A 23826-nucleotide genomic window follows, 5' to 3' on the forward strand; every position below is an offset into this window, starting at 1 on the left:
GCCCACGTCTTTCGAAGGGTTCCGGCGCTGCGGACATCGACCGAAAGTACTAGGGCAGCTTCATGCCGGAAGCCGGCCTTCCGCCTGACGGCGGGCTTCGGTCCGCGCCTCGAGTTCGTCGAACCACCGCTGTCCGCGGGTTCCGCACTCGTCCCTGATCGAAAACTTGAGGTCCGCCGTCCGCGCGTTCAGGCTCTTGACCATCGTCAGGCCCTTGCTCACCTCGTCGCCGATCTTCGACCGGGTTTGCGCCAGGCTCGTGGCCGCCGCGGTCATCGCCGCCCGGTTCGGGCGCTCGCGGCGTCCGGTGGCCGGGTTGATCTCCGAGCGCACCCGCATCGTCGCGGTCGCACGGGCGCGGACGACGATGCCGGACAGGCCGCGCGCCACGTCCCGGCTCATGTCGTAGTACTGGTACGCGTTGTCGGCGCAGCCACGGGATTCGTAGTGCAGTTCGCACAGTCCCGCGAAATCCAGGGTCAGCCTGGTGGCCTGCAGCTGCTGTTCGACCGCCGCGGCCAGCCGGCTCACGCGCTGGTTGTTCGCCCGGACCTTCTGCAGCGTCTTCTCGGCTTCGGCCGTGGCCTCCTGCACCGCCGCGAGGGTGACCGGCTTGACGCGCGCCCCGGACGGGAACCACCGGGCCAGTACCCGGAACGCGATCAGCGCGGCCAGGCCGGCGGCGCCGCTGCCGCCGAAGAGGATCGCGGTCTGCCGGGCGGCGTGCGGGCCGTGGGCGACGTTGCCGTTCAGCAGCAGCACCAGCGCGGTGACGTTCACGACGAGCAGGAGGATGCCGGCGCGGGGCAGGAGCCCGCGGATCGTCGCCCACTGCCGGCGTGGGGTGGACGAGCGTCTCCTCCGGAGACTTTTCGGGCGCGCACGGGCGACCAGGAGCAGCGCCACGAACGGGGCCGCGGCGAGGAAGCCCCACCAAGCCGTTCCGTGTTCGGCGAACTGCGCCGGGTCCGAGGCGATCAGGAACGGCACGACGGCCGGAGCGGTGAGCGCCAGCAACGCGGCCGCGATCGCGCCGGCCACGAGCGGGAGCCCGAACGTCCACGCGAAGAGCCAGAATCCGCAGCCGGAGTTCCGCCGGGCCACGGCGGCCTACTTCCGCCGGCCCTTGCCGGTCCCTTGTGGTCTCCGGTTGCGCGCGCGGCCGAGGTCCGGCGCCCCGGAGCCGTTGAGCACCTTGTCGATGTGGTCACCCAGCCCCGTCCGGCCCGAGGCGGTTTCGGACACCAGCAGCTTGCCCAGCACCTCGACCAGATTCGCGTGCAGTTGCTGCTGGTCGAACGATTTCGCCTGGACGAGGTGCTGTTGTTCCTTCGCGATGCACTCCAGCAGGCCGCGAGCGCTGACGCCGGCCAGAGCGCCGCTGTTGCGCATTTCCTGCAACGCGGCGCCGACCGCGGCCCGGCGGTCGGCGAGGGCGGTCAGCCGTTCCCCGCTGTCCGCGTCGATCCGCTTGCTTTCGACCTTCAGCCTGCCCATCTCGGTGATGCAGGCGGACACTTCGGCCACGGCCTTGGCCGCCGCACCCAGCGGATTCAGCGATTCGGCGAGTTGCGAAACAGCCTGCCCGAAGACGATGCGGCCATTCTCGACGGAGACCATTTCTCTGCTCAACTGGATCAACCTTGCGCCGTGGGCAGTATGGGAATGTGTAATAGATCGAGGGCGCGCGGGCAGGCGTTACAGTTGCTTGCGGATCTGTGTCAGAGCGTCGGCTTGCCGGGCTGGTAGAGCCAGGTGCGGAAGAACGAGCCGAGGTCGCGGCCGGTCTGCTGCTCGACGAACCGGATGAACTCCTGCGTCGAGACGTTGCCGTACCGGTGGGTCGACGGCCACTGCGTGAGCACCCGGAAGAAGGCGCGGTCGCCGATCTTCAGGCGCAGCGCCTGCAACGTCATCGCGCCGCGGTTGTAGACCAGGTCGTCGAAGATGTGGTCACGCCCGGGGTCGGCGACCTTGCCGCTCCAGTCCTCTTCGCCGGCGTAGGTGTCGGCGAAGGTCTGCTGCACCGGGATGCCGTTGAACTTCTCCTGGTAGAGCCATTCCGAATAGGTCGCGAAGCCTTCGTTGAGCCAGATGTCCGACCAGCGCACCGGGGTGAGGCTGTCGCCGAACCACTGGTGGCCGAGCTCGTGGGCGAGCAGGTCGCCGTCGACGTCGCTGGTGCGCTGGTCGTAGACCGGACGGCTCTGCGTTTCGAGGGCGTAGTGGACACCGACGTCGGCGATGATGCCGCCGGTCGAGTCGAACGGGTACGGCCCGTACACCGACGATTCCCACTGGATGACCTGGGCGGTGGTCTGGTTGAACACCTTGCCCTGTCCGGGTTTCGTGTCGATCGACTTGCCGATCGCGGTGATGTTCGGCAGGCCGCCGGCCGCGGTGCCGTGGGTCACGTCGTAGTTGCCGATCGCGAGCATGCTGAGCTCGCTGGCCATCGGCCGGTTCATGGACCAGCGGAAGGTCGTCTGGTGGTCGCGGGTCGTCGTGGGTCCCGGCTCGCCGTTGGCCAGGACGGTGAGCCCGGCCGGCACGGTGATGGTCTGGGTGTAGGTCGCCTTGTCGTCCGGGGTGTCGTTCACCGGGTAGTAGGTCGCCGCGCCGATCGGCTGGTTGAGCGCGACCGCGCCGTCCTTGGTGGTGACCCAGCCGGAAAGGCCCAGCGCGGGGTCGTCGATCTTCTGCGGAACGCCGGCGTAGCTCACCGAGACGACGAACGGGCTGCCCTTGCGCAGGCCGTACGGCGGCGTGATCACCAGCTCCTGGGCGCCGCTGCGGGTGTAGGTGGCGTTGAGGCCGTTCACGGTGAGCCTGCTGATCGTCAGCGGGCCCTGGAAGTCCAGGTCGAAGCGGGAGAGGTCCTGGGTGGCCGTGGCGAGGATCGTCGTGGTGGCGTCGATCGCCTGGGTCGCGGGTCGGTAGGCGAGCCGGATGTCGTAGTGGCCGACGTCGTAGCCGCCGTTGCCCATGTCGGGAAAGTACGGATCGCCGGCGCCGGGCGCACCGGGCGAGAACCGCGGTGCCGCCTCCGCGGCCGGGCCCGTCGCGGCCAGCAGACCGGCGGACAGGACAACGGAGACGGCCAGCAAACGGCCACGGCTCGGGTTGGCGCCTCGCATGTGTCCTCCTCGGCAGGCATCGACGCTGAAGACTAGGTCGGATCCGCCACGTGGATCAACCCTCCTTGCGACGGCTGCGAAGTCCGGTCCTGCCGGCCTCGACGCTCAACCGGCGCCGGCTGCGGCAGTTCCACGCCCGTCGCGCGGTGCTGCGCATCGCCGAGGCCTGGATCGAACTCGCCGAAATCGTGCAGGACGACCGGTTCCGCGCCGAACCGAGGAACTTCTTCCACCGGGCATTCGGGACCGAACAGGGCAAACTGCCGACGACACCGGAGATGCCGGCCCGCGCCGAGCGGCAGCGCGAGCTCTACCTGGAGGCTCGGGCGGGGGTACCGGCGGACTCCCCGCAGGCCCGCGACATCGCCGCGCGCATGGCGGCGGACTCGGCGGACTTCGAGACGTAACGCGGGATCAGCTCGGCCAGCGCGGCGGCCTCGTCGGTGCGGGGCATGGGTGCCCCGGCCCGCGAGGTGGGGCCACGGATTTCCGCAGTCGCTCGGCGAGGGGTCGCGGGATCACCCGTCCGCGTCGGCTCTGCGATGATCTGCGCATGCCGCTGTTCGACTACTTCCGTGCCCCCGACGCCGATGCCGTGCGACAGGCGTTGGACGCCGGTGGTGGAGCCACTCCCGTCGGCGCCGTCTTCGACGGGATCGAAGCGAAAGGCGTCGATCCCAGCGTCGTGCTCGCCATGATGGTCGCGGCCGTCCGGCAGGTGCCGTGGAGCGCGGACCTCGTGGACGACCGTCTCGTGTGGCCGGTCGGTGTCGAGCAGGATCCCGAGTACGACGGTCCGTGGGTCTCCGAACTGAACACTTCCGCCCGCGATGTGCTGGCCGGAGCCGGAGACCTGCCCCGGGTCGCCCGGGAATGGGCGCGGATCGAAGAACTCGGCGGCAACGTCGACGTCGCGGACGCGCAGGTCTTCGTCGAGTCCGTCGTCGACCTCGCGCGGCGGGCCCGGGAAGCCGATGAGCCCCTCTTCTGCTGGATCAGCCTCTGATCGCCGGAACCCGGCGGTGATTTTCCGGCCAACTCCGCCCGATTTTCCGAGTACCGGATCGCCGCAGCAACCGCCATTCCGGTGGCCCAAACGACATCGACTCACGGTATTCAGCGCCAAAAATACCGCCCCCGATCGGAGCAATTCCCCGCACTCCGGAAAATGATCGTGGCCGCCGTCGAATCCGTCGGTTAGGCTCCCTTCCGGGGAATCGGAGGGTCTCATGGCTGCACAACGGCTGCGATTGGTCGCGCCGAGCGGGGATCGGGTCACCGTCGGGTTGCCTGCCGCCGCTCCGGTTTCGCACGTCGTCGCCGGGGTCCGGTTCGTCGGGGGTTCCTACGGCACCGGGTTCCAGATCGGGCCGCGTGGCTACCACGATTTCGCGTGCACGTACGTCGCTCCGGCCGACACGCGGGAGCGGCTTCTCGTGCACGGCCGGGAAGTCGTCGTCGCCGAGGCGCGGGATCGGCAGTCCTCCGTGGCCACCCTGCTCGGTGCCTACCACGAACTGATGACCGTCTACGCCGGTCCGGCGCCCCACCGCGAGCGCGTGCTCGCCCTGTTCGGCTCGCTGCGGATCGAAGACCACGCCGACGGCATGACCGTCGTCCCCCGCGCGGAGACGCTGCTGGATCCGATGAACGAGCACCTCGTCGTCGTGGTGAAGGACCACGGTTCGCTGTCGATCCCCGCGCCGCGGCAGGCCGCCGCCCTGGTTCCGCGGCACGCCGGTGCGCGCACGAAACACGGCGAGGTCTGGAGATCCGCCGCGCGGTCGTTCGTCCTCGGCTGCCCGGCGGGCGCGGCCGAGGTCCACCTCGCGGACTCGGCGGCCCGGACCGCGCGGGACCGGCTCGACTGGCTCGACGGGATCGAGATCGCCTGGGACCGCCGATGACCCCGTCGCTCGCGATCACCCTGATCACCTGGGCGGCGATCGTCCTGCTGTTCTTCGGGCTGGCGGCCGTCCTGCGCGAAGTCCGGCTGCTGCGCGGGATGGTCACCGGCGGCACGGACGGGTTCAGCGCCGCGCCGCCCGATCTGGTCCTCGGCCCGCAGTTCGCCGGCCGGGTCGTCGCCGCGGTCGATTCGGGGTGCCCGCTGTGCCTCACCGTGGCCGAGCGGCTCGCCGGGCTCGGCGCGGACGCGACCCTGCTGACCCACGAACCCCTGACGGCGTGGGCGGAACTGGCCCACGGCCTGCCGGTGGTCAGCGACGGCGAAGCGTGGCGCTCGGTTTCCCACCTTTCGCCGCCGGTGCTGATGCTGGCCGACGAAACCGGCCGCGTCCGCCGGATGCTGCTGCCGTCCCGCGTGTCCGAAGTGGACACTGCGCTGGCCGGCTGGGCCGAACCGATGGAAGGAGAGGGCAGCGGTGACGCTGGAGCTGGCGCACATTCCCGACGTTGACCGGCCGGACCCGGGCGCCGCGCCCACCCGCGCGGGCCGCAAGCTGAAGGTCCGCGGCACGCGCCGGACGTTCCTGCGCGCGGTCACGCTCGGCGCGCTGACCCTCGGCGCGACCGCGCTCGACTGGTCCGGCCTGTCCCGGCTGCGCAAGGCCGGCGCCGAGTTCAGCCCGTACGGCATGCCGGGCTTCGACCGCAACGACTGCCGCGACGCCTACCCCACCGGCTACGCCGAACTGGGCGACACCAGCGGCGCGTACACCAGCACCTACGCCGCCTGCTTCGGCGGGTTCTGGCGGGGGAGCACCTACTGCGAAGCGGGCTGGCACAAGTACGGCACCTGGAACGAGGGCGGCATCCAGGTCGACCACCAGCCGGTGGCCAACACGTGCGGCCAGTTCGTCGGCAAGAACGCGTGGCGGTGGACGACGCCGGACCAGCGCGTCTACCGCTGCTCCGACGGCTTCTCCACCTTCTGGGGCGGCGGCTCGACCGGCCAGACGTACCTGACGATCTGCCGCGCCGCCCTGTGACACCCGGGGTTTCCCGGCGCCGGTGGCACCCGCTGACGATCGCCGCCGGGCTCGTCCTCGCCGCGGTCGCGGCGATGCTCGCGCTCGTGGTCGCGCCGGGTGCGCTGCTGCCGGGTGCGTGGCTCGTCCTGTGCGCGGCGGCCGGGTTCGCCACCAGCGGCTCCACCTGAAGCCGGAACTCGGCCTCCGTGCTGAGCTCGCCGGTCTGGCGAGGCACCCCGACCCTGGCGTTCGGCGCCGGCCTGGTTTCCGGCGGCGCGCTCACCGCGCTCGTCCTGCTCGTGGCCGGTTCGCTGCTGCGCGCCCCGCTCCCGGCGGCCGCGTGCTGGGCCGTCGTGGCCGCGGCGCTGGGTGCGGTGCTGCTGCGGGACGCCGGGGTGTGGTCGTTCCGGCTGCCGGAGAACCGGCGGCTGGTGCCGGACACGGTGTTCCGGCTCGGCCGGCACCTCGGCCCGCTGCAGTTCGGGTTCGAAATGGGCACGGGCGCCCGCACCTACCTGCCCAGCGGCCTGCCGTACGTCGCCGCGATCGCCGTGGCCCTGACCGCTCCGCTGCCTGCGGCGCTGGCCGCGGGCGCGGGGTTCGGGCTGGGCCGGGCGCTGATGACCACGGCGAACCTGCGCTACGACGCCGAACGCGGCTGGGACGGCGAATGGCTGGCCCACGGCCGGACACTGAGGGTCCTGACCGGGACCGCCTTCGCCGGCCCGCTCGCCGCGATCGCCGTCACGGCGCTGTCTGGTACGCCCTGAGCACCGTCTGGCTGACCGCGTTGCCTTCCGCGTCACGGGCCGTGATCCGCAGCGACACGAACCCGTCGCCCGGCGGGTTGTGCACCACGGCGAGGCCGCCGTTGCCGATGCGGGCAGTGGGCACGACCGTCCACTTCGCACCGTCGTCAATGGACGTTTCGACGCGCAGGTCCGCCAGCCGGAGCTCGCCCGCCCCCGGCTGCCGCTGGGCGGTCAGCGCGAGCACGAACGGCTTGCCCGCCGGCGCGCGGCTCTGGTCGTCGACCGCGCCCTCGGCCCGGACCACCAGCAGCGGCAACGGTTTCGCCGGCGCCGCCAGGCCGGGGTCGCGGAACGTCCACGCCACGTCCACCGCCGTCCCCACCACCGACCACGGCACGCTGCGCGTGGCCACGGACCGCAGGGTGTAGGTGCCGGCGCCGTCCGGGATCGCCAGCGCCCCGATGGCCGGGCTCTCCGCGGTGGCCAGCACGACGCCGTCCCGCGACAGCGTCGCCGTGCCGGTGAGGCCGCCCGGCGGCGTGGTGTACTGCTGCGGGTCACTGCCCGAGACCAGCGGGATCGCGTACGCCAGCTGGTTCCCGGCGCGCAGGACACCCCAACCGTCCTGCGGCGCGCCGAACGCCGGCCCGACCGGGGCGCGGTTCCAGCCGGAGTGCTGCGGCCCCGCCCGGTAGGTCCGGTACGAGTAGCTGCTTTCCGCGTCGGTCAGCGGATCCGGGTACACCGCCAGCAGGTGCTGCCAGCTCACCCCGGTCGTGTAGTACTCGGTGCGCCGGCTCGGCAGCGCCTGCGGCGCGACCTGGTACGTCCCGCTGTCGGCGCCCGGGAACCCGAAGGTGACGTCGTCCAGCCGCAGGCTCTCCGCCGGTCTGCCCTGCGTGTGGTAGCGGGCGTCGACCACCGCGAGGTCCCGGTCGCGTACCCGGAAGACCGGGTCGGCAGGCACGCGGCCGCGTTCGAGCAGGGCCAGCTGGTAGACGTCGGCGCCGGCCCCCAGCGTCGCGCGGAAGTACAGCGCGTAGGTGTGGTCGGTGACCACGCGGTCCGAGCCGGCCGCGTACAGCTCGGTGCCCGGCTGGATGATCCAGGCCAGCGTGTTCGTGCGGGTACCGCCCGGATTGCCCGACACCAGGCCGAGTTCGCCGCCCTGCAGCCGGGTGTCCGGGCGATCGACCACCGCGCGCAGCGGACGGCCGGTGCGCGCGTCCAGCGTGACCGAGACGTCGCCGGTCACCGGCTGGCCCGGCCGAGACAACAGCGTCACGGCGGCCGGCCGGGTCTGGCCGGTGGGATCGCCGGACACGTCGAGCGCGTTGAGGTCGTAGCGGCCCTTGGGCACCCGCACCCTGGCCGTACCGTCGGCGCCGAACGGCCGCACGCCGAACGCGGCGCCGGTCGCGGTGTCGACGAGCGTCGCGACGCCCGCGGTGAACCGCCCGTCGCGGCCGATCAGGCGTACGGACACGTCGTAGCTTTCCGCCTCCAGGAACGCCCCGAGCGCGGTCTGCACCGCGATGCCGGGCGCCGTGGCGGTCAACCGGCCGCCGAGCAGTCCGGCGGCGGCCCCGCCCGCCTGCAGGGTGACACCGACGTCGGCGGCGCCGTGCGCGGGCACCACCACCGAGGCGGCCGACGGCGTGAACAGCGGTGAGGTGGTGGCGAGGGCCAGCGTGACGGCCGCGTCGCCGTCGTTGCGGTAGCTGACGGTCTTGGTCACCGGCCGGGTGCGGGGCCAGGCGAGGAAGCCGTAGCCGAGGCTGCCGGTGGTGGCGGTGACCTGCTGGGTGACCGCGCGCCCGGCGTCCACCCGGCCTGCACCCTGCTCGTCGACGCCGGCGGTGGGCCGGGCCGTGCTCGTCAGCGTGGTCTTGAGCCGGCCGGCGAGCCAGTCCGGGTGCCGCTGGAGCAGCAGGGCCGCCGTGCCGGCGACGTGCGGCGCCGCCATCGACGTCCCGGAAAGCCGGGCGTAGTGGGCGTCCACCGGTGCGGTGTCGCCGTCGCGCGTGCCCGCGGCCCGGGCCGAGACGATGCCCTCGCCCGGTGCGGCGATGTCGGGCTTGACCGCGTAGTCGCCGAGCCGTGCGCCCCGGTTCGAGAACGGGCTGGTGGTGTCCTGGGCCGACACGCTGCCGACCGCCAGCGCCGCGTCGGCCGCGGCGGGCGCGACGACCGGTCCCGGTTCGGGCAGGTCGAGGGAGCGGTCGTTGCCCGCCGAGGCGACGAATAGGGTGCCGTAGCGGGCGGTCAGCGCGTTCACCGACTCCGACACCGGGTCCGTGCCGTCGGTCGCGGCGCCGCCGAGGCTCAGGTTGACCACGCGGACCTGCGGTGCGATCCACTCCAGGCCGGCGATCACCGCGGATTCCGGGCAGCCGTACGCCACGCAGACCTTGCCGCTGACCAGCCGCGCGTCCGGCGCGACCCCGCGGTACCGGCCGCCGGAGGCGGCTCCGGTGCCGGCGATGATGCCGGCGACGTGCGTGCCGTGGCCGAGGTCGTCGCCCGCGTCCGGCCGGGTCCCGGTGAAGTCCCGGGCCGCCACCACCTTGCCCGCGAGGTCCGGGTGGCCGGCGTCGACGCCGGTGTCGAGCAGGCCGACCGTGACGCCGCGGCCGGTGTAGCCCGCCTGCCACGCGGCCGGGCCGCCGATCTGCGGGACGCTGACGTCGAGGGCCGGCGTGGCCAGGCCGTCCAGCCACACCCGGCCCACCCCGGGCCGCAGTGCTGATCCGGCGGTGAGCCACGACCAGAACTCCGTGCCGCGGCGCCGGTCCTGGCGCAGGGCCGCGCCGCGCACGCTCGGCAGGTCGCGGACGGCCGTGGTGGCCGGGGGCGCGGCCGCGGGGGAGCCGCCGGAGTAGGTGACGATCAGCGGGATGCTCGCCGCGGAATCGGCCAGGTGCTGGCGCAGCAGCTCGGACACGTCGAACAGCCGGGGATCGAGCCGGCCGGACGCCACCAGCGCCAGCGCGTCCGCGGGGACCACGGTGATGTCCCCGGGCTCGGTTCCGGTGTGCGTCTCGCGGAAGAACCCGATCCGGTCGCGGCCCGGGCCCGGTTCGACGAGGACCGTGCTCCCGCCGCGGGAATCCGGGAGCACCCGCACCCGGTCGCCGGTGACGAGCGTGACGGACCGGCCTGGATCGCCGGGGGAGACCGGTGCCGCGGCCGGTGCCGCCGTGGCCGGAACGGGCACCGAGAAACCCGCCACCACCGCGGCCGCCAGCGCCAGCTGTCTTCGATGCATGATTCCCCCGGATTCGGCTCGGCCACAATGCGCGCATGCGGAACAGCGGCGCGGCCACGTTAACACCGGCACCGGTGGTGCGGGCAATACGGCGATTCCGTGAACCAACAACCGACAATTGATCACCGAAATACCGGCAGTGGTCCCGAAATGGGCTGAGGTATTTCAGGCGGGGCTCGCCGGCGGCGCGGTGCTGGCGCCGACGGTCAGCTTCGGCGCCAGCAGCCGGGTGCCGGGCGCGGTGCCGTCGTCGAGCTGCCCGATGACGGTCTCGACGGCCAGCGCGCCGAGCTCCCGCGCCGGGATCGCCACGCGGGTCAGCTCCAGGAGGCTGTGCTCGGTCAGGCTTTCCGGGCAGACCGTGACGAGCGAGATGTCCTCGGGCACCCGCAGCCCGCGCTCGTGCAGGCCCGCGAGCACCGCGGGCAGTGCGGTTTCGTTGTGCACCACGATGGCGGTGACGTCCGGTTGCCTGGTGAAGAGCGCGTCGAGGCCGCGCAGGGTTTTCCGGTGGGTGTTTCCCCAGGCCAGCGTGGTGGAGCGGAGCCCGCGGCGGGCCGCTTCGGCCGTGAAGCCCCTGGCGAGCCGGGTCGCGGAACTGCTGCCGCGCCGGTAGGCCGCGGGCGGCGAGCCGATCAGGGCGGCGTGCTCGTGGCCGAGCCCGGCGAGGTGGCCGAAGCACGCCGCGCCGGCCGCGGCGAAGTCGAGGTCGAGGCAGGCGAGCCCGCGCGGCCGGTCCGGCACGCCGATCAGCAGCGCCGGCCGCCCCAGCCCGAGCAGCACCGGCACCCGCGGATCGGCCGCCTCGACGTCCATCAGCACGACACCGTCGGCAACCGACGACGACACCGCCCGGCGCAGCGCGGCGGGTCCGTCTTCGGCGGTGACCAGCAGCAGGGCGTGGTCCCGGGCGCCGGCCGCGGAAATCGCGGCGGCCACGAACTCCCGCACGACGACGTCGTGCGGGCCGGCACGCAGCGGCACGACCAGGGCCAGGACATTCGTCCGGGGAGCGGCTTCGAGCCGGGCCCCGGTCTGCCGGTGGTGACCGCGCTTGCGCATCGTGTTTTCCCTGCCCCCAGGAGACGGCGACCCGTCACGATTCGTCGAACCGCGTCGACGACTTTCGAAAGTAGAACACTCATCTCGGATGTGCAAGCAGCAACGGGCCGGGCCCGAATGCATTCACCGGGTAGCGCGAAGATCGAATCGATTGGGGGACGATAATGGTGGTCACGTGTCGATTTCTTCGGTCCCGAACGCGGTGATCGGGACGCGCTGGGCCTTCCAGCCTCGAGCGGGACCGTCGCCAAGATCGCCACCGCGGTGGGGGGGCACCGACCAGACGGACGGCGTGTACCGGCGGCCGAACGGCCGATGCGAACCGGCAGCCGGTAACGCAAGGCGACCATGCACCTCACCAGACCTCCCCCGCCCCTCATCCCTGCTGTCCCTTCAGCCGGCGGGCGGGTTTGTCAAGGCACGCTTTCCCGCCTTGACAAACCCGTCCGGCGGCTGAAAATCCGAACGGAGGGGCGGGGGAGGTCGGACCCGCCCTGCCGCGGCAGAGCTCTGCCGCGGCAGAAGCAGAAGCCGCGCAAGAGGTCTGCCGTGGCTCTCAAGATCGTCCTCGCCGGACAGGCAGGCTCCGGGATGACCACGGCTAACGCTGCCACCTCACGTCGAGGAGTTGGGTCGCGAGGTGGTCATCCCGTCGCCTGATTGAGGCCTATCACTTTGAGCCGGGCCCGCAAGCTTGCGTAGTGACCCCACCTCGCGCTCTCGGTTGCGGGCCCGGCTCAAAGTGATTTGACGGCCTCAGGCGACGGGATGACCACCTCGCTCTTTGGTTGCAAGCGCGCGTTGCGTTGCCGGGCGCGGGGGACCTGTGGCGGACACCGCTGATCGAAACCACGACTGCGGTGTCGCGCGCTAGGGTGGGGGTGCCACTGGTTCACCCGGGTGCGGCGATGCGCGTGGGTGAGGCAACAGGGAACCCGGTGCGAATCCGGGACTGCCCCGCAGCGGTGTGTGGGAACGAAAGCCGTCACCACGGAAGTGGTCAAGCACTGGGTACGCCCGGGAAGCGACGGCCGGTAGACCTGAGCTCGGCGCCCACGAGTCCGAAGACCTGCCCGTGGTACGCGCGCCGACGGCGTGCGTGAGTCCGGGCCTCGCGGGATGGGCACGACCGAAACGCGGCTCCTTCGCGTGCTCGGACTCGGGTGGAACGAGCTCGCGAGGAGAGAGCTGTGACCGACATCGGCACGACGGTGCTGGGCTACCCCCGGATCGGCCCGGACCGGGAACTCAAGCGCGCCCTGGAACGCTTCTGGGCCCGCGAAATCGACCAGGCCACGCTGCTGCGCACCGGCCGTGACCTGCGGGAACGTACCTGGCGCACGCTGGCGGCGGCCGGGCTGGACTCCGTACCCTCCAACACGTTCTCGCACTACGACCACGTGCTGGACACCGCCGATCTGTTCGGCGCTCTGCCCGGCCGGTTCGGCGGGCTGCCGCCACTGGACGCCTACTTCGCCGCCGCGCGCGGTGGCCAGGACGCCCCGGCGCTGGAGCTGACCAAGTGGTTCGACACGAACTACCACTACCTCGTCCCGGAACTCGGCCCGGACACGACGTTCACCCTGGCCGGGACCAAGCCGCTCGACGAGTACCTCGAAGCGAAGGCGCTGGGCATCGAGACCAGGCCCGTGCTCCTCGGGCCGGTGACGTTCCTGCTGCTGGCCAAGTCCACGGCCCCGGGCTTCCGGCCGCTGGAGCTGCTCGACACGCTGCTGCCGCGGTACGCCGACCTGCTGCGCCGGCTGCGCGAGGCCGGCGCCGGCTGGGTGCAGCTCGACGAGCCCGCGTTCGCCGCCGACCGCACCGAAGCCGAGCTGAACGCGCTGATCCGCGCCTACCACTGGCTCGGCAAGGAGACCGCGCGGCCGAAGCTGCTGGTCACCGGCTCCTACGGCCACCTCGGGCGCGCGCTCGGCGTGCTGGCCCGCGCGCCGATCGAAGCGCTCGCCGTCGACCTGGTCAGTGACGAGTCCTTTGTGGACGCCGTGGCGGCGGAACCGGCCCTGCGGGACAAGGAGGTACTGGCCGGGGTCGTCGACGGCCGCAACGTCTGGCGCACCGACCCGAACCGCGCCCTCGGCCGGGCCGCCACCCTGCTCGGCGTGGCGAAGTCCGTCAGCGTGGCGACGTCGTGCTCGCTGCTGCACGTCCCGTACGACGTCGAGCGCGAACACGGGCTGCCGCCGCGGGTGCGGGGCTGGCTCGCCTTCGCCCGGCAGAAGGTCGACGAGGTGGTGCTGCTCGGCCGGGCGCTGCGCGGCGAGGACGTCGACCTTTCCCCGGCACGGCAAGCGGTCGCGGACCGGGCGGCGGCCGGTGTCCGCGAGCGTTCCGAAGCGCCGGAGGAGACGGCCCGCCCGCCGTACGCCGAGCGCGCGGCAGCCCAGCGGGCCGTGCTCGGGCTGCCGCCCCTGCCGACCACCACGATCGGCTCGTTCCCGCAGACCACCGACGTCCGGAAGGCGCGCGCCGCGCACAAAGCGGGGAAGCTCGACGACGCCGCGTACGAGACGGCGATGCGCGCCGAGGTCGAACGCGTGGTGCGGCTGCAGGAGGATCTCGGGCTCGACGTGCTCGTGCACGGCGAACCCGAGCGCAACGACATGGTGCAGTACTTCGCCGAGCGGCTGACCGGGTTCGCCGCGACCGGGCACGGCTGGGTGCAGTCCTACGGCTCCCGCTGCGTCCGCCCGCCGATCCTCTTCGGCGACGTCTCCCGCCCGGCGCCGATGACGGTGCGCTGGGCCCGGTACGCGCAGAGCCTGACGGCCAAGCCGGTCAAGGGCATGCTGACCGGGCCGGTGACGATCCTCGCGTGGTCGTTCGTCCGCGACGACCGGCCACTGGCCGAGACCGCGCGCCAGGTCGCGCTCGCCGTCCGCGACGAGGTCCGCGACCTCGAAGCGGCGGGTATCCGGATCATCCAGGTCGACGAGCCCGCGCTGCGGGAGCTGCTGCCGCTGCGCCGGTCCGGCCACGAGGAGTACCTGCGCTGGGCGGTGTCGGCGTTCCGGCTGGCGACGTCGGGGGCGGCCGCGGCCACCCAGATCCACACCCACCTGTGCTATTCGGAGTTCGGCGAGATCCTGCCGGCGATCGACGCGCTGGACGCCGACGTGACCAGTTTGGAAGCGGCCCGTTCGAAGATGGCGGTGCTCACCGAGCTGGCGGAGTTCGGCCGCGGCATCGGGCCGGGCGTGTACGACATCCATTCGCCGCGCGTCCCGGACGCGGCCGAGATCGGCACGCTGGTGCGCACCGCGATCGGCGCGGTGCCGGCCGGGCGGGTGTGGGTCAACCCGGACTGCGGGCTGAAGACCCGCGGCTACCGGGAGGTCGAGGCAGCGCTGCGGAACCTGATCGCGGCCGTGCGCGAGGTCCGGGCGGAGCTCGCGTGAGGGGCAAGCCGACGTCGGCGTCCCGGCTGACGCTGTCGCAGATCATGGACGACCACGACACGAACCTGATGGGCACGGTGCACGGCGGGGTGCTGATGAAGCTGGTCGATTCGCTGGCCGGAGTCGTCTCGGCCCGGCATTCCGAGGGAGCGTCGGTGACGGCGTCGGTGGACGAGATGGTGTTCCGCGTACCGCTCCGCGTGGGCGACGTGCTGCACCTGCACGCCCAGGTCAACTGGGCGGGCTCGACATCGATGGAGATCGGCGTCCGCGCGACGGCGGACCGCTGGGACCGGTCGGTGCCGCCGGTCCACGTGGCATCGGCCTACCTGGTGCTGGTGGCAGTGGACGAAGGGGGACGGCCGAGGCCGGTACCCCCGGTGCTGCCGGAGAGTGAGGAGGACCGCCGCCGGTACGCCGAGGCGGGTATCCGCCGGAACCACAGGCTCGCTCGCCGGGCTGCGATCACGGCGTCACGAACGGTCGCGTGAACCGGCTGGTGTGCGGGGGCTACCGGTCCCCGCACACCAGCCGTGCAACGGAATCCTCAGGCGAGGGCCGCGTCCATGGTGATCGTCGTGCCCGCGAGCGCCTTCGACACCGGGCAGGTCTTCTCCGCCGTCTCCGCGTACTCCGCGAACTGCTCCGCCGTCACGCCCGGGATCGACGCGCGCAGCGTGATCGCGATGCCGCTGATCTCGAAGCCGCCGCCCTTGGCCGGGCCGAGTGTCACCTCTGCGCTCACGTCGATCGAGTCCGCCGTGAGCTTTTGGGACTCCAGCACGCCCGACAGGTTCATCGCCAGGCAGGACGAGTGCGCCGCCGCGATGAGTTCCTCGGGGCTCGTCTGGCCGTCCGGGTTGCCCGCGCGGGTGGGGAACGACACGCTGAACGTGCCCGCGTTGGACGAGTCCAGCGTGACCTCGCCCTTCCCGTTGTTCAGTCCGCCGACCCAGTGGGTGGTCGCGTCACGGCTGGGCATCAGGGCCTCCATGGGTGTAGGCGGTGGCCGACGCCGTCAGCCGCCGCAGGGTTGCCATCAGTTCGCGCCGGGAAGCGTCGTCGAGGCCCAGCGCGCAGCCGATCGCCGAGGGGACGCCGGCCGCGCGGGTGCGCGTGGCCCGGCCCTTCTCGGTCAGGCTGACCACCACCGTGCGTTCGTCCGCGGGCAGCCGTGCCCGCGTCACCAGCCCGTTGGCCTCCAGGCGCTTCAGCAGCGGGGAAAGCGTGCCGTAGTCCAGGTGCAGCGCCTCGCCGATCTCCTTGACCGGCCGGGCGTCGGACTCCCAGAGCACCAGCAGCACCAGGTACTGCGGGTAGGTGAGGTCCAGCTCGCCGAGCAGCGGACGGTACGCGTCCGTCACGGCCCGCGACGCTGCGTACAGCGCGAAGCAGGTTTGCTCGTCAAGGAGGAACTCGTCGGACACGTCCGTAAACCTAGTCCACGATTACATCGTGCGCAAGGTATCGGAAGTGTCGGACCCGTCTGGCAGAGTCACGATCATGACCGAACGACCGAAGCGCCCCGAGGTGCCGCTCACCGGCGGCGAGCGCGAAATCCTCACCGGCCTGCTCGACTACCACCGCGCCACGGTCGCCTGGAAGGCCGGCGGCCTCACCGAAGCCCAGTCCCGCCAGGCGCACCTGCCCAGCGAGCTGATGACCGTCGCCGGGCTCGTCGCCCACCTCACGCTCAACGAGTGGTTCTGGTTCGGCGTGGTCGTCGCCGGCGAAGAGGACACCTGGGAGGAGAAGCTCGAGCAGGACCCGGACGCGGAGTTCCGGATCCCGCCCGGGACCTCGGTGGAGCAGCTCCTCGCGGACTACGAAAAACAGTGCGCCCGCAGCCGCGAGATCGTGGCGGGACACGGCCTCGACGACGAGGTGACGCACAAGGAGGAGACCTTTAACGTCCGCTGGGTCGTCGCGCACATGATCGAGGAGACCGCGCGGCACGTCGGCCACCTCGACCTGCTGCGCGAGCTGACCGACGGTCTCACCGGGGAGTGACCTTCTTCGGCGGCAGCGGGAAGAAGCCGCTGGTCCGCTCGACGTAGTGGGCGTACGCCGGGCGCGTGCGGGCCATGCCCTTCTCCAGCAACGGTTTCCCCGTCCCGCGGGCCAGGGTGAACGTCATCGCCACGGGGGAGAGGATGGTCGCCGCGCCCGGCCACGTCGAGCAGGCCAGCAGGTAGAGGCCCCACCAGACGCACGCGTCGCCGAAGTAGTTCGGGTGCCGCGTGTAGCGCCACAGCCCGGTGTCGAGCACGCGGCCGCGGTTGGCCGGGTCGGCCTTGAACCGGCGCAGCTGGTCGTCGCCGATCGTCTCGAACGCGAAGCCGACCAGCCACACCGCGATCCCGAGCCAGCCGAGCACGCCGATGCCGGTGCCGTCCACGGCGAACTGCACCGGCAGCGAGACGAAGTACAGCACCACGGCCTGGAACAGGTACACGCGCACGAACATCTTCGCCGGGCCGTGGCCCATCCGCGCGTACCGCGGGTCCTCCGGCAGCTTGTGGTTGCGCAGGTGCAGGTGCACCGAAAGCCGCACACCCCAGACGACCGTCAGCAGCACCACCACCAGCCGCAGCGAAAGCGGCCCGTCGCCGAACGGGAACGCGGCGACCGCGACGATCGCGAAGCCGAGCCCCCAGAACGTGTCGATCGTGTCGTAGCGCTTGCGCGCCCGCGCGATCCCGAAGGTCACGGCCACCGCCACGAGCGTGACGGCGGCCGTGACGAGCAGCTGCGGCATCGTCACCACTCCCGCGTCGCGGGCAGGCCGCTCCGGCCGTGCTGGTCGGGCCGCACGGCCAGGATCTGGTCCACGCCCATCCGGTTCTCCTCGAACGCCAGCGCCCCGCCCACGAGGTACAGCCGCCAGACCCGCGCGCCCGTTTCCCCGATGAGCGCGACGACGTCGGCCCAGTTCTCCTCCAGGGTGGCCGCCCAGGCCCGGACCGTCCAGACGTAGTGCTCGCGCAGCGCGTGGACGTCCCGCACCTCCAGGCCCGCGGTCTCCAGGTGGTCGATCGTCCGGCCGACCGGGCGCATGGTCATGTCGGGCGCGATGTACCGCTCGATGAACGCGCCGCCGCCGGGTGCGACTTTCCCGCGGGACATCTGCTGCAGCAGCACGCGCCCGCCCGGCTTCACCATGCGGTGCAGCGTCGCCGCGTACGCCGGGTAGTTGACCTCGCCGACGTGCTCGCCCATCTCGATCGACGCGACCGCGTCGAACGGCCCGTCCGGCAGTTCCCGGTAGTCCTGGCGGCGCACCTCGACGCGGTCCTCGAGGTCGTGCTGGGCGAGCCGGCCGCGGATGTGCTGCAGCTGCTCGGCCGACAGCGTGATGCCGACGGCCTCGACACCGTGGTGCTTGGCCGCGTGCACGACCAGCGACCCCCAGCCGCAGCCGATGTCCAGCAGCCGCATGCCCGGCCGCAGACCCAGCTTGCGGCAGATCAGCTCCAGCTTGTCGTGCTGCGCCTGTTCGAGGCTCTGGGTTTCGGAGGTGAAGTAGGCGCACGAGTACGCCATCGACTCGTCCATCAGCAGCTGGTAGAAGGCGTTGCTCAGGTCGTAGTGGTGGGCGATGGCGGAACGGTCGCGCAGCAGGCTGTGCAGCTTCCCGGACAGCCGGGCCTCTTCGGCGGGCGGCTTCGGCGGCAGCCCGGCGACGCCGAGCCGGGCGGCCAGCCGGACGGCCTCGGCCCACTCGCGCGGGCCCAGCTTGGCCCGGTTGAGCTCCCCCGCGCGGGTGAGGGCCCAGATCCGGCGGAAGCCGTCCGCCAGGTCTCCTTCGACGTCGAGGTCACCGGTGACGTACGCGCGGGCGAGCCCCAGCTCACCGGGTGCGTACAGCAGGCGGCGCAGGGCACGGCGGTTGCGGAGCACGACGGTGGGCGCGTCCTCCGGGCCGGCGCGGGTGCCGTCCCAGGTCCGCAGGCCCACGGGCAGGGGCCCGCCGAGGAGTTTCGCGGCGAACGAAGCGAGGTGGTGCGCGGTGGTGGTGTGCGGCATGCCCGGGATTCGCTCTGCCTGCCCGGGTGGATTGGTCCCTCTTGCGCGCGGCCGGGAGTACCCCGAGGGGTCGGCTCGCGTACCCGGGGAGCCGGACTGCGTACCCGGAGGGTCGGCTCACCGTCCGACCCTCCAGATACGCGAACCGACCCTCCAGATACGCGAACCGACCCTCCAGATACGCGAACCGACCCTCGCGGTACGGGTCGGCGGGGTGGCTCTCGGCCGCCGCCGGTGGGTGGGCCGGAGCCGCCGGGCGGGATTGGTCGCCGCCCGCGGCAATCCGGCCGGGCCGCGGTCCCGAAGCACCGGTGTGGAGATCACGGGAGAACGCATCGGTGTCATCGGCAGCGGGGTGGCCGGCCTGACCGCGGCATACCTGCTGCAACGCAAGCACGAAGTTCTGCTGTTCGAGGCCGACGACCGGCTGGGCGGGCACGCGCACACGCACGACGTGCCGAGCACCCACGGCGGCACCGTCGGGGTGGACTCCGGCTTCATCGTCCACAACGAGCGCACCTACCCGACCCTGCTGAAGCTGTTCGGCGAGCTGGGGGTGGCCACGCGCGACACCGAGATGTCGATGAGCATCCGCTGCGACGGCTGCGGCCTGCAGTACGCCGGCGCCAAGGGCCTGGCCGGGCTCTTCGCCCAGCGCGGCAACGCCGTCCGCGGCCGGTACCTGCGGATGCTGGCCGAGGTGAAGCGGTTCCACCGGCACGCGCGGCGGCTGCTGGCGGCCGAGGACGCCGGCGACGTCACCCTCGGCGCGTTCCTGGCCATCGGCGGCTACACCCGCTACTTCGTCGACCACTTCATGCTGCCGCTGGTGTCCACCGTGTGGTCGGCCGACCGCGCCGACACCCTGCGGTACCCGGCGCGGTACCTGTTCGAGTTCCTCCGCAACCACGGCATGCTCACGGTGAAGGACTCGCCGTCCTGGCGGACCGTCGTGGGCGGCTCGCGCGAGTACGTCGAGCTCGCCGCGAAGCAGCTGACCGCCGTGCACCTGTCGACGCCGGTGCGGTCGGTGCTGCGGACCGCCGGCGGCGTCGAGATCCGCGACGACGCCGACACCCCGCACCGGGTCGACAAGGTCGTCGTCGCCACGCACGCCGACCAGGCGCTGGCCCTGCTGGCCGACCCGACCGACGCCGAGCGGGACGTGCTCGGCGCGTTCCGCTACTCTGAGAACGAGGCCTGGCTGCACACCGACACGAGCGTGCTGCCCTCGCTCGCCGACGCCAGGGCCGGGTGGAACTACCGCGCCCCGGTCTGCGGCGCGCCCACCGGCGCGGTCCAGGTCAGCTACGACATGAACCGCCTGATGCGGCTCGACGAGCCGACCGGCTACGTCGTCACGCTCAACCCCGGCGACGGCCCCGGCGAGGAGCACGTCGTCGCGCGGATGCGGTACGAGCACCCGGTCTACACGCCGCAGTCCGTCGCCGCGCAACGACGGCTGCCCGAGCTCAACGACGGCGTGTTCGCCTACGCGGGTGCCTACCACGGCTGGGGCTTCCACGAGGACGGCTGCGCCTCGGGCGCCCGCGCCGCGGAGAGCCTGGGGGCGACCTGGTGACGAACGCGCTCTACGACGCCACGGTCGCGCACGTGCGGCGGATCGACCCGCCGCACGCGTTCGCCCACCGCGTCTACCTGTGGCGCGTCGACCTGGACGACCTCCCGCGGCTGCCGTGGTGGCTGCGGCCCTTCGCGCGGTTCGACCAACGGGACCACTTCGTGGCGAGCGATCCCCGCGGCATCCGGGAAAAGCTGGACGCCTGGCTCGCCGAACGCGGCGTCGACCTGCGCGGCGGCCGGGTCGTGATGCTGGCCGCCGCCCGCGTGCTCGGGTACGTGTTCAACCCGATCAGCGTCTACTGGTGCCACGAGCCGGACGGACGGCTGGCGTGCGTCGTCGCCGAGGTGCACAACACCTACGGCGGCCGCCACGCCTACCTGCTGCACCCGGACGAGGCGGGCCGGGCCCGCGCGGCCAAGGAGTTCTACGTCTCGCCGTTCCAGGAGATGGACGGCGAGTACCGGATGCGCCTGCCGCGCCCGGAAGCGCTGCTCGACCTCACCGTGGCGCTCCGCCGCGAGAACACCACGCCGCTGGTCGCTACGCTGCGGGGAGTTCGCCGCCCGGTGAACCCGCGGTGGCTGGCCCGGCTGGTGCTGGCCCGGCCGCTGCTCCCGCAGCGGGTGTCCGCGCTGATCCGCCGCCACGGCGTCGCCCTGTGGCTGCGGAAGGCCGCGGTCGTGCCGCGCACCCCGCAGACCGCCGGAGGACAGCTGCATGGATGAGCAGACCAGCCGGCGCCCCCTCGCGCCCGTGCCCGCCGAGGTGCCCGCCGGCCCGACGGCCGAAGAGCTGATGGTCCGCGTCGCCAAGGGCGACGAGCGGGCCTTCGAGCTGCTCTACGACCAGTTCGCCGGGCCGATCTACGGCCTGGTGCGGCGGATCGTGCGGGACGCGGCCCAGTCCGAGGAGGTCGCCCAGGAGGTGCTCGTCGAGCTGTGGCGCACCGCGACGCGGTACGCCCCCGACAAGGGCTCGGCGCTGAACTGGGCGATGACGCTGGCGCACCGCCGGGCCGTCGACCGCGTCCGCTCGGCGCGCGCGAGCACCGAACGCGAGCAGAAGGCGACCTTCGAAGCCGCCCGCGGCCGCCCGTTCGACGAGGTCGCCGAGTCCGTCACCGCGCGCCTCGAACGCTCGCAGGTGCGCCGGTGCCTGTCCTTCCTGACCGACCTGCAGCGCGAGTCCGTGCTGCTCGCCTACTACCAGGGCTATACGTATCGCGAGGTGGCCGAAGTGCTGTCGACGCCGCAGGGAACCATCAAGACGCGGCTCCGGGACGGGCTGATCCGCCTGCGGGACTGCCTGGGGGTGACCGCTTGAGCACGCCGGAGATGCACACACTGGCCGGCGCCTTCGCGCTCGACGCCGTCAACGACGTCGAACGCGCGGAGTTCGCCCGCCACCTCGAGCAGTGCGAGTCCTGCTCGCAGGAGGTCGCCGAGCTGCGGGCGACCGCGGCCCGGCTGGGCGCGGCGATGGCCGAGGAGCCGCCGCCGCACTTCAAGGACCGCGTCATGACCGCCATGCACGCCACCCGCCAGCTGCCGCCGCGCACCCGGCCCGGCGCGCCCGACCGGCACCGCCGCTCGGCGCGCGCCCCGCGCTGGGCGGTCGTCGTGGCCGCCGCGGCGGCCGTCGTCGGGCTCGCCGCGGGCGGGGTCTTCGGCGGGATCGCGCTGACCCAGCAGCAGGAGCTGCAGACCGCCCAGAGCCGGCTCGACCAGGCGAAACAGCAGTTCGCGCCGGTGGCGGCGCTGCTCGCGGCCCCGGACGCGAAGACCGCACACGGCGAAGCCCCGATCGGCGGCGGCGTCACGGTCGTGGTGTCGCGGTCGCTGAACCGGGTGATGGTGATGGACGCGGGCCTGCCGTCGCAGCCGGGCGGGAAGGTCTACGAAGCCTGGCTGATCACCGGCCGGGACGCGCCGCGTTCGGCCGGCGTGATCGCGGCCGCGGACCAGGGCGGCCTGGTCGTCGCCGACGGCGTCGGGAGTGCCGACAAGGTGGCGGTGAGCGTCGAACCGCCCGGTGGATCGGCCACCGGAGCGCCTTCGGAGGTCCTCATGAGCATGCCCGCGCCCGCCTGATCGGCAGGCCATAGCAGATCGGCCGAAGGCGGTGCTCGCGGCCCGTCGCTCTTGCGCGCTCGAAGGTGTTGTGGCAAAACACCTTTGCGACACACGGCGTGCCTACTGGATTAGAGCCTGCCTGGTGCCTACCGTCCTGCCTAACGTCGGCGGTTGACATAACTCTCGATCTGGGGTTGAGGTCGAGGGTTCGATCTTCGGCCGGCGGGCTGTACGGGCACAACGATCAGGAAGGCGGACTTCGATGACGCCCCCGCACAACTACCTTGCGGTGATCAAGGTGGTCGGCATCGGCGGTGGCGGCGTGAACGCCGTGAACCGCATGATCGAGGTCGGCCTCAAGGGTGTCGAGTTCATCGCGGTGAACACCGACGCGCAAGCACTGCTCATGTCCGACGCCGACGTCAAGCTGGACATCGGCCGCGAGCTGACCCGTGGCCTCGGCGCGGGCGCCGCCCCCGAGGTCGGCCAGAAGGCCGCCGAAGACCACCGCGAAGAGATCGAAGAGGTCATCAAGGGCGCCGACATGGTGTTCGTGACCGCGGGCGAGGGCGGCGGCACCGGCACCGGCGGTGCGCCGGTCGTCGCGCAGATCGCCCGCAAGCTGGGCGCGCTGACCATCGGCGTGGTCACCCGGCCGTTCACCTTCGAGGGCAAGCGGCGCGGCAAGCAGGCCGAAGAGGGCATCCAGGCGCTGCGCAACGAGTGCGACACGCTCATCGTGATCCCGAACGACCGGCTGCTGCAGCTCGGCGACATCGGCGTGTCGCTGATGGACGCGTTCCGCTCGGCGGACGAGGTGCTGCTCTCGGGTGTGCAGGGCATCACCGACCTGATCACCACCCCTGGCCTGATCAACCTCGACTTCGCCGACGTCAAGAGCGTCATGTCCGGCGCGGGCTCCGCGCTGATGGGCATCGGCTCGGCGCGCGGCGAGGGCCGGGCCATCCAGGCCGCGGAGAAGGCGATCAACTCGCCGCTGCTGGAAGCGTCGATGGACGGCGCCCACGGCGCGCTGCTGTCCATCGCGGGCGGCTCCGACCTGGGCCTGTTCGAGATCAACGAGGCCGCGTCGCTGGTCCAGGAGTCCGCGCACCCGGACGCCAACATCATCTTCGGCACGATCATCGACGACTCCCTCGGCGACGAGGTCCGCGTCACGGTGATCGCCGCCGGGTTCGACGCCGGCGCGCCGACGCACAAGAAGCTCGACCCGTCGACCTTCGGCTCCGGCTCCCGCGCGTCCACCACCGCGTCGGCGTCGGCCGGGCAGGTCTCGAACCCGCCGACGCCGCCGTCGGGCGCCACCCCGGTGCCGTCGGCGGGCAGCTCCGGCTACCCGGTGGCGCCGCCGCGGTCGCACTCGCCGCTGCCGCCGGCCGGCTCCCAGCCGTCCGGCGGGCTCCCGCAGCCCGGCGGCGGTTCGCGCGGCTACTCGCCGCTCGGCTCCAACGCCACGCAGGGCAGCCTGCCCGGGCGCGCGATGCCGGTCCACGACGACCCGTCGGACGACGAGGTCGACGTCCCGCCGTTCATGCGGCGCTAGCCACACCC

The 23826-nt window shown here is 72.4% G+C and carries 24 protein-coding genes and 1 riboswitch; of the genes, 15 read left to right on the top strand and 9 right to left on the bottom strand.

What is annotated here, in order from left to right; translation table 11 throughout:
* Positions 1-60: 60 nt before the first annotated feature.
* The 3 genes from HUT10_RS42560 to HUT10_RS42570 all read right to left on the bottom strand — a co-directional run bounded on the left by HUT10_RS42560 (position 61) and on the right by HUT10_RS42570 (position 3137).
* Positions 61-1104, bottom strand: a complete 1044-nt coding sequence (locus HUT10_RS42560; protein ID WP_176176377.1) for a hypothetical protein — start codon at positions 1102-1104, stop codon at positions 61-63.
* A 6-nt stretch (positions 1105-1110) separates the two neighbouring features.
* Positions 1111-1641: a hypothetical protein gene (locus tag HUT10_RS42565; protein WP_176176378.1), complete on the bottom strand. Its 531-nt coding sequence runs from the start codon at positions 1639-1641 to the stop codon at positions 1111-1113.
* Between the two features lie 80 nt (positions 1642-1721).
* Positions 1722-3137 carry a M1 family metallopeptidase gene (locus HUT10_RS42570; protein ID WP_254897261.1) on the bottom strand — a complete coding sequence of 472 codons (1416 nt, stop codon included), beginning with the start codon at positions 3135-3137 and terminating at the stop codon, positions 1722-1724.
* A 50-nt stretch (positions 3138-3187) separates the two neighbouring features.
* Between HUT10_RS42570 and HUT10_RS42575 the strand changes: the two genes are divergently transcribed.
* The 7 genes from HUT10_RS42575 (at position 3188) to HUT10_RS42605 (ending at position 6840) form a co-directional block, all read left to right on the top strand.
* Positions 3188-3544 carry a hypothetical protein gene (locus HUT10_RS42575; protein ID WP_254897262.1) on the top strand — a complete coding sequence of 119 codons (357 nt, stop codon included), beginning with the start codon at positions 3188-3190 and terminating at the stop codon, positions 3542-3544.
* A 146-nt stretch (positions 3545-3690) separates the two neighbouring features.
* Positions 3691-4143 carry a hypothetical protein gene (locus HUT10_RS42580; protein WP_176176379.1) on the top strand — a complete coding sequence of 151 codons (453 nt, stop codon included), beginning with the start codon at positions 3691-3693 and terminating at the stop codon, positions 4141-4143.
* 223 nt (positions 4144-4366) lie between these two features.
* On the top strand, positions 4367-5044 hold the full coding sequence (locus tag HUT10_RS42585; protein WP_176176380.1) for a hypothetical protein: 678 nt from the start codon (positions 4367-4369) through the stop codon (positions 5042-5044).
* Positions 5041-5556 carry a hypothetical protein gene (locus HUT10_RS42590; RefSeq protein ID WP_176176381.1) on the top strand — a complete coding sequence of 172 codons (516 nt, stop codon included), beginning with the start codon at positions 5041-5043 and terminating at the stop codon, positions 5554-5556. The genes HUT10_RS42585 and HUT10_RS42590 overlap by 4 nt, the downstream gene beginning before the upstream one ends.
* Positions 5522-6088, top strand: a complete 567-nt coding sequence (locus HUT10_RS42595; RefSeq protein ID WP_176176382.1) for a hypothetical protein — start codon at positions 5522-5524, stop codon at positions 6086-6088. Before HUT10_RS42590 ends, HUT10_RS42595 begins: the two co-directional genes overlap by 35 nt.
* On the top strand, positions 6085-6258 hold the full coding sequence (locus HUT10_RS42600; RefSeq protein WP_176176383.1) for a hypothetical protein: 174 nt from the start codon (positions 6085-6087) through the stop codon (positions 6256-6258). Before HUT10_RS42595 ends, HUT10_RS42600 begins: the two co-directional genes overlap by 4 nt.
* 18 nt (positions 6259-6276) lie before the next feature.
* Complete coding sequence (locus tag HUT10_RS42605; RefSeq protein WP_176176384.1) at positions 6277-6840, top strand: hypothetical protein; 564 nt, start codon at positions 6277-6279, stop codon at positions 6838-6840.
* Here HUT10_RS42605 and HUT10_RS42610 read toward each other — a convergent pair.
* Complete coding sequence (locus tag HUT10_RS42610) at positions 6815-10090, bottom strand: S8 family serine peptidase (RefSeq protein ID WP_176176385.1); 3276 nt, start codon at positions 10088-10090, stop codon at positions 6815-6817. The two genes, HUT10_RS42605 and HUT10_RS42610, sit on opposite strands and share 26 nt — an antisense overlap.
* A gap of 165 nt (positions 10091-10255) precedes the next feature.
* The gene (locus HUT10_RS42615; RefSeq protein WP_176176386.1) at positions 10256-11152 is read right to left on the bottom strand and encodes a LacI family DNA-binding transcriptional regulator; all 897 of its coding nucleotides are present in this window, start codon (positions 11150-11152) and stop codon (positions 10256-10258) included.
* A gap of 881 nt (positions 11153-12033) precedes the next feature.
* Positions 12034-12244, top strand: a riboswitch (cobalamin riboswitch).
* A 98-nt stretch (positions 12245-12342) separates the two neighbouring features.
* Here HUT10_RS42615 and metE point away from each other — a divergent pair.
* A complete protein-coding gene (gene metE, locus HUT10_RS42620; protein WP_176176387.1) occupies positions 12343-14571 on the top strand; it encodes a 5-methyltetrahydropteroyltriglutamate--homocysteine S-methyltransferase in 2229 nt (742 codons plus the stop codon).
* On the top strand, positions 14568-15062 hold the full coding sequence (locus HUT10_RS42625; RefSeq protein WP_254897263.1) for an acyl-CoA thioesterase: 495 nt from the start codon (positions 14568-14570) through the stop codon (positions 15060-15062). The genes metE and HUT10_RS42625 overlap by 4 nt, the downstream gene beginning before the upstream one ends.
* Before the next feature lie 56 nt (positions 15063-15118).
* On the opposite strand, the gene HUT10_RS42630 is transcribed toward HUT10_RS42625, so the two are convergent.
* A complete protein-coding gene (locus tag HUT10_RS42630; RefSeq protein ID WP_176176388.1) occupies positions 15119-15553 on the bottom strand; it encodes an OsmC family peroxiredoxin in 435 nt (144 codons plus the stop codon).
* On the bottom strand, positions 15540-15998 hold the full coding sequence (locus HUT10_RS42635; protein WP_176176389.1) for a MarR family winged helix-turn-helix transcriptional regulator: 459 nt from the start codon (positions 15996-15998) through the stop codon (positions 15540-15542). The genes HUT10_RS42630 and HUT10_RS42635 overlap by 14 nt, the downstream gene beginning before the upstream one ends.
* Before the next feature lie 76 nt (positions 15999-16074).
* On the opposite strand from HUT10_RS42635, the gene HUT10_RS42640 reads away from it, so the two are divergent.
* Complete coding sequence (locus HUT10_RS42640) at positions 16075-16581, top strand: DinB family protein (protein ID WP_176176390.1); 507 nt, start codon at positions 16075-16077, stop codon at positions 16579-16581.
* Here HUT10_RS42640 and HUT10_RS42645 read toward each other — a convergent pair.
* Positions 16568-17329, bottom strand: coding sequence for a DUF1295 domain-containing protein (locus tag HUT10_RS42645; protein WP_176176391.1), 762 nt, complete (start codon positions 17327-17329; stop codon positions 16568-16570). The genes HUT10_RS42640 and HUT10_RS42645 overlap by 14 nt on opposite strands.
* Positions 17330-17331: 2 nt before the next feature.
* The gene (locus HUT10_RS42650) at positions 17332-18597 is read right to left on the bottom strand and encodes a cyclopropane-fatty-acyl-phospholipid synthase family protein (protein ID WP_176176392.1); all 1266 of its coding nucleotides are present in this window, start codon (positions 18595-18597) and stop codon (positions 17332-17334) included.
* A gap of 313 nt (positions 18598-18910) precedes the next feature.
* Between HUT10_RS42650 and HUT10_RS42655 the strand changes: the two genes are divergently transcribed.
* The 5 genes from HUT10_RS42655 (at position 18911) to ftsZ (ending at position 23818) form a co-directional block, all read left to right on the top strand.
* Positions 18911-20179 (top strand): NAD(P)/FAD-dependent oxidoreductase, encoded by a 1269-nt coding sequence (locus HUT10_RS42655; protein ID WP_176176393.1) that lies wholly within the window; start codon positions 18911-18913, stop codon positions 20177-20179.
* Positions 20173-20907, top strand: a complete 735-nt coding sequence (locus tag HUT10_RS42660) for a DUF1365 domain-containing protein (RefSeq protein WP_176178303.1) — start codon at positions 20173-20175, stop codon at positions 20905-20907. The genes HUT10_RS42655 and HUT10_RS42660 overlap by 7 nt, the downstream gene beginning before the upstream one ends.
* A complete protein-coding gene (gene sigK, locus HUT10_RS42665) occupies positions 20900-21505 on the top strand; it encodes an ECF RNA polymerase sigma factor SigK (RefSeq protein ID WP_176176394.1) in 606 nt (201 codons plus the stop codon). The genes HUT10_RS42660 and sigK overlap by 8 nt, the downstream gene beginning before the upstream one ends.
* An 11-nt stretch (positions 21506-21516) precedes the next feature.
* Positions 21517-22272, top strand: a complete 756-nt coding sequence (locus HUT10_RS42670; protein ID WP_176178302.1) for an anti-sigma factor — start codon at positions 21517-21519, stop codon at positions 22270-22272.
* A gap of 244 nt (positions 22273-22516) precedes the next feature.
* On the top strand, positions 22517-23818 hold the full coding sequence (ftsZ, locus tag HUT10_RS42675) for a cell division protein FtsZ (RefSeq protein ID WP_176176395.1): 1302 nt from the start codon (positions 22517-22519) through the stop codon (positions 23816-23818).
* The last annotated feature ends 8 nt before the right edge of the window (positions 23819-23826 follow it).

The sequence above is a fragment of the Amycolatopsis sp. Hca4 genome (genome assembly GCF_013364075.1).
Classification (GTDB): Bacteria; Actinomycetota; Actinomycetes; order Mycobacteriales; family Pseudonocardiaceae; genus Amycolatopsis.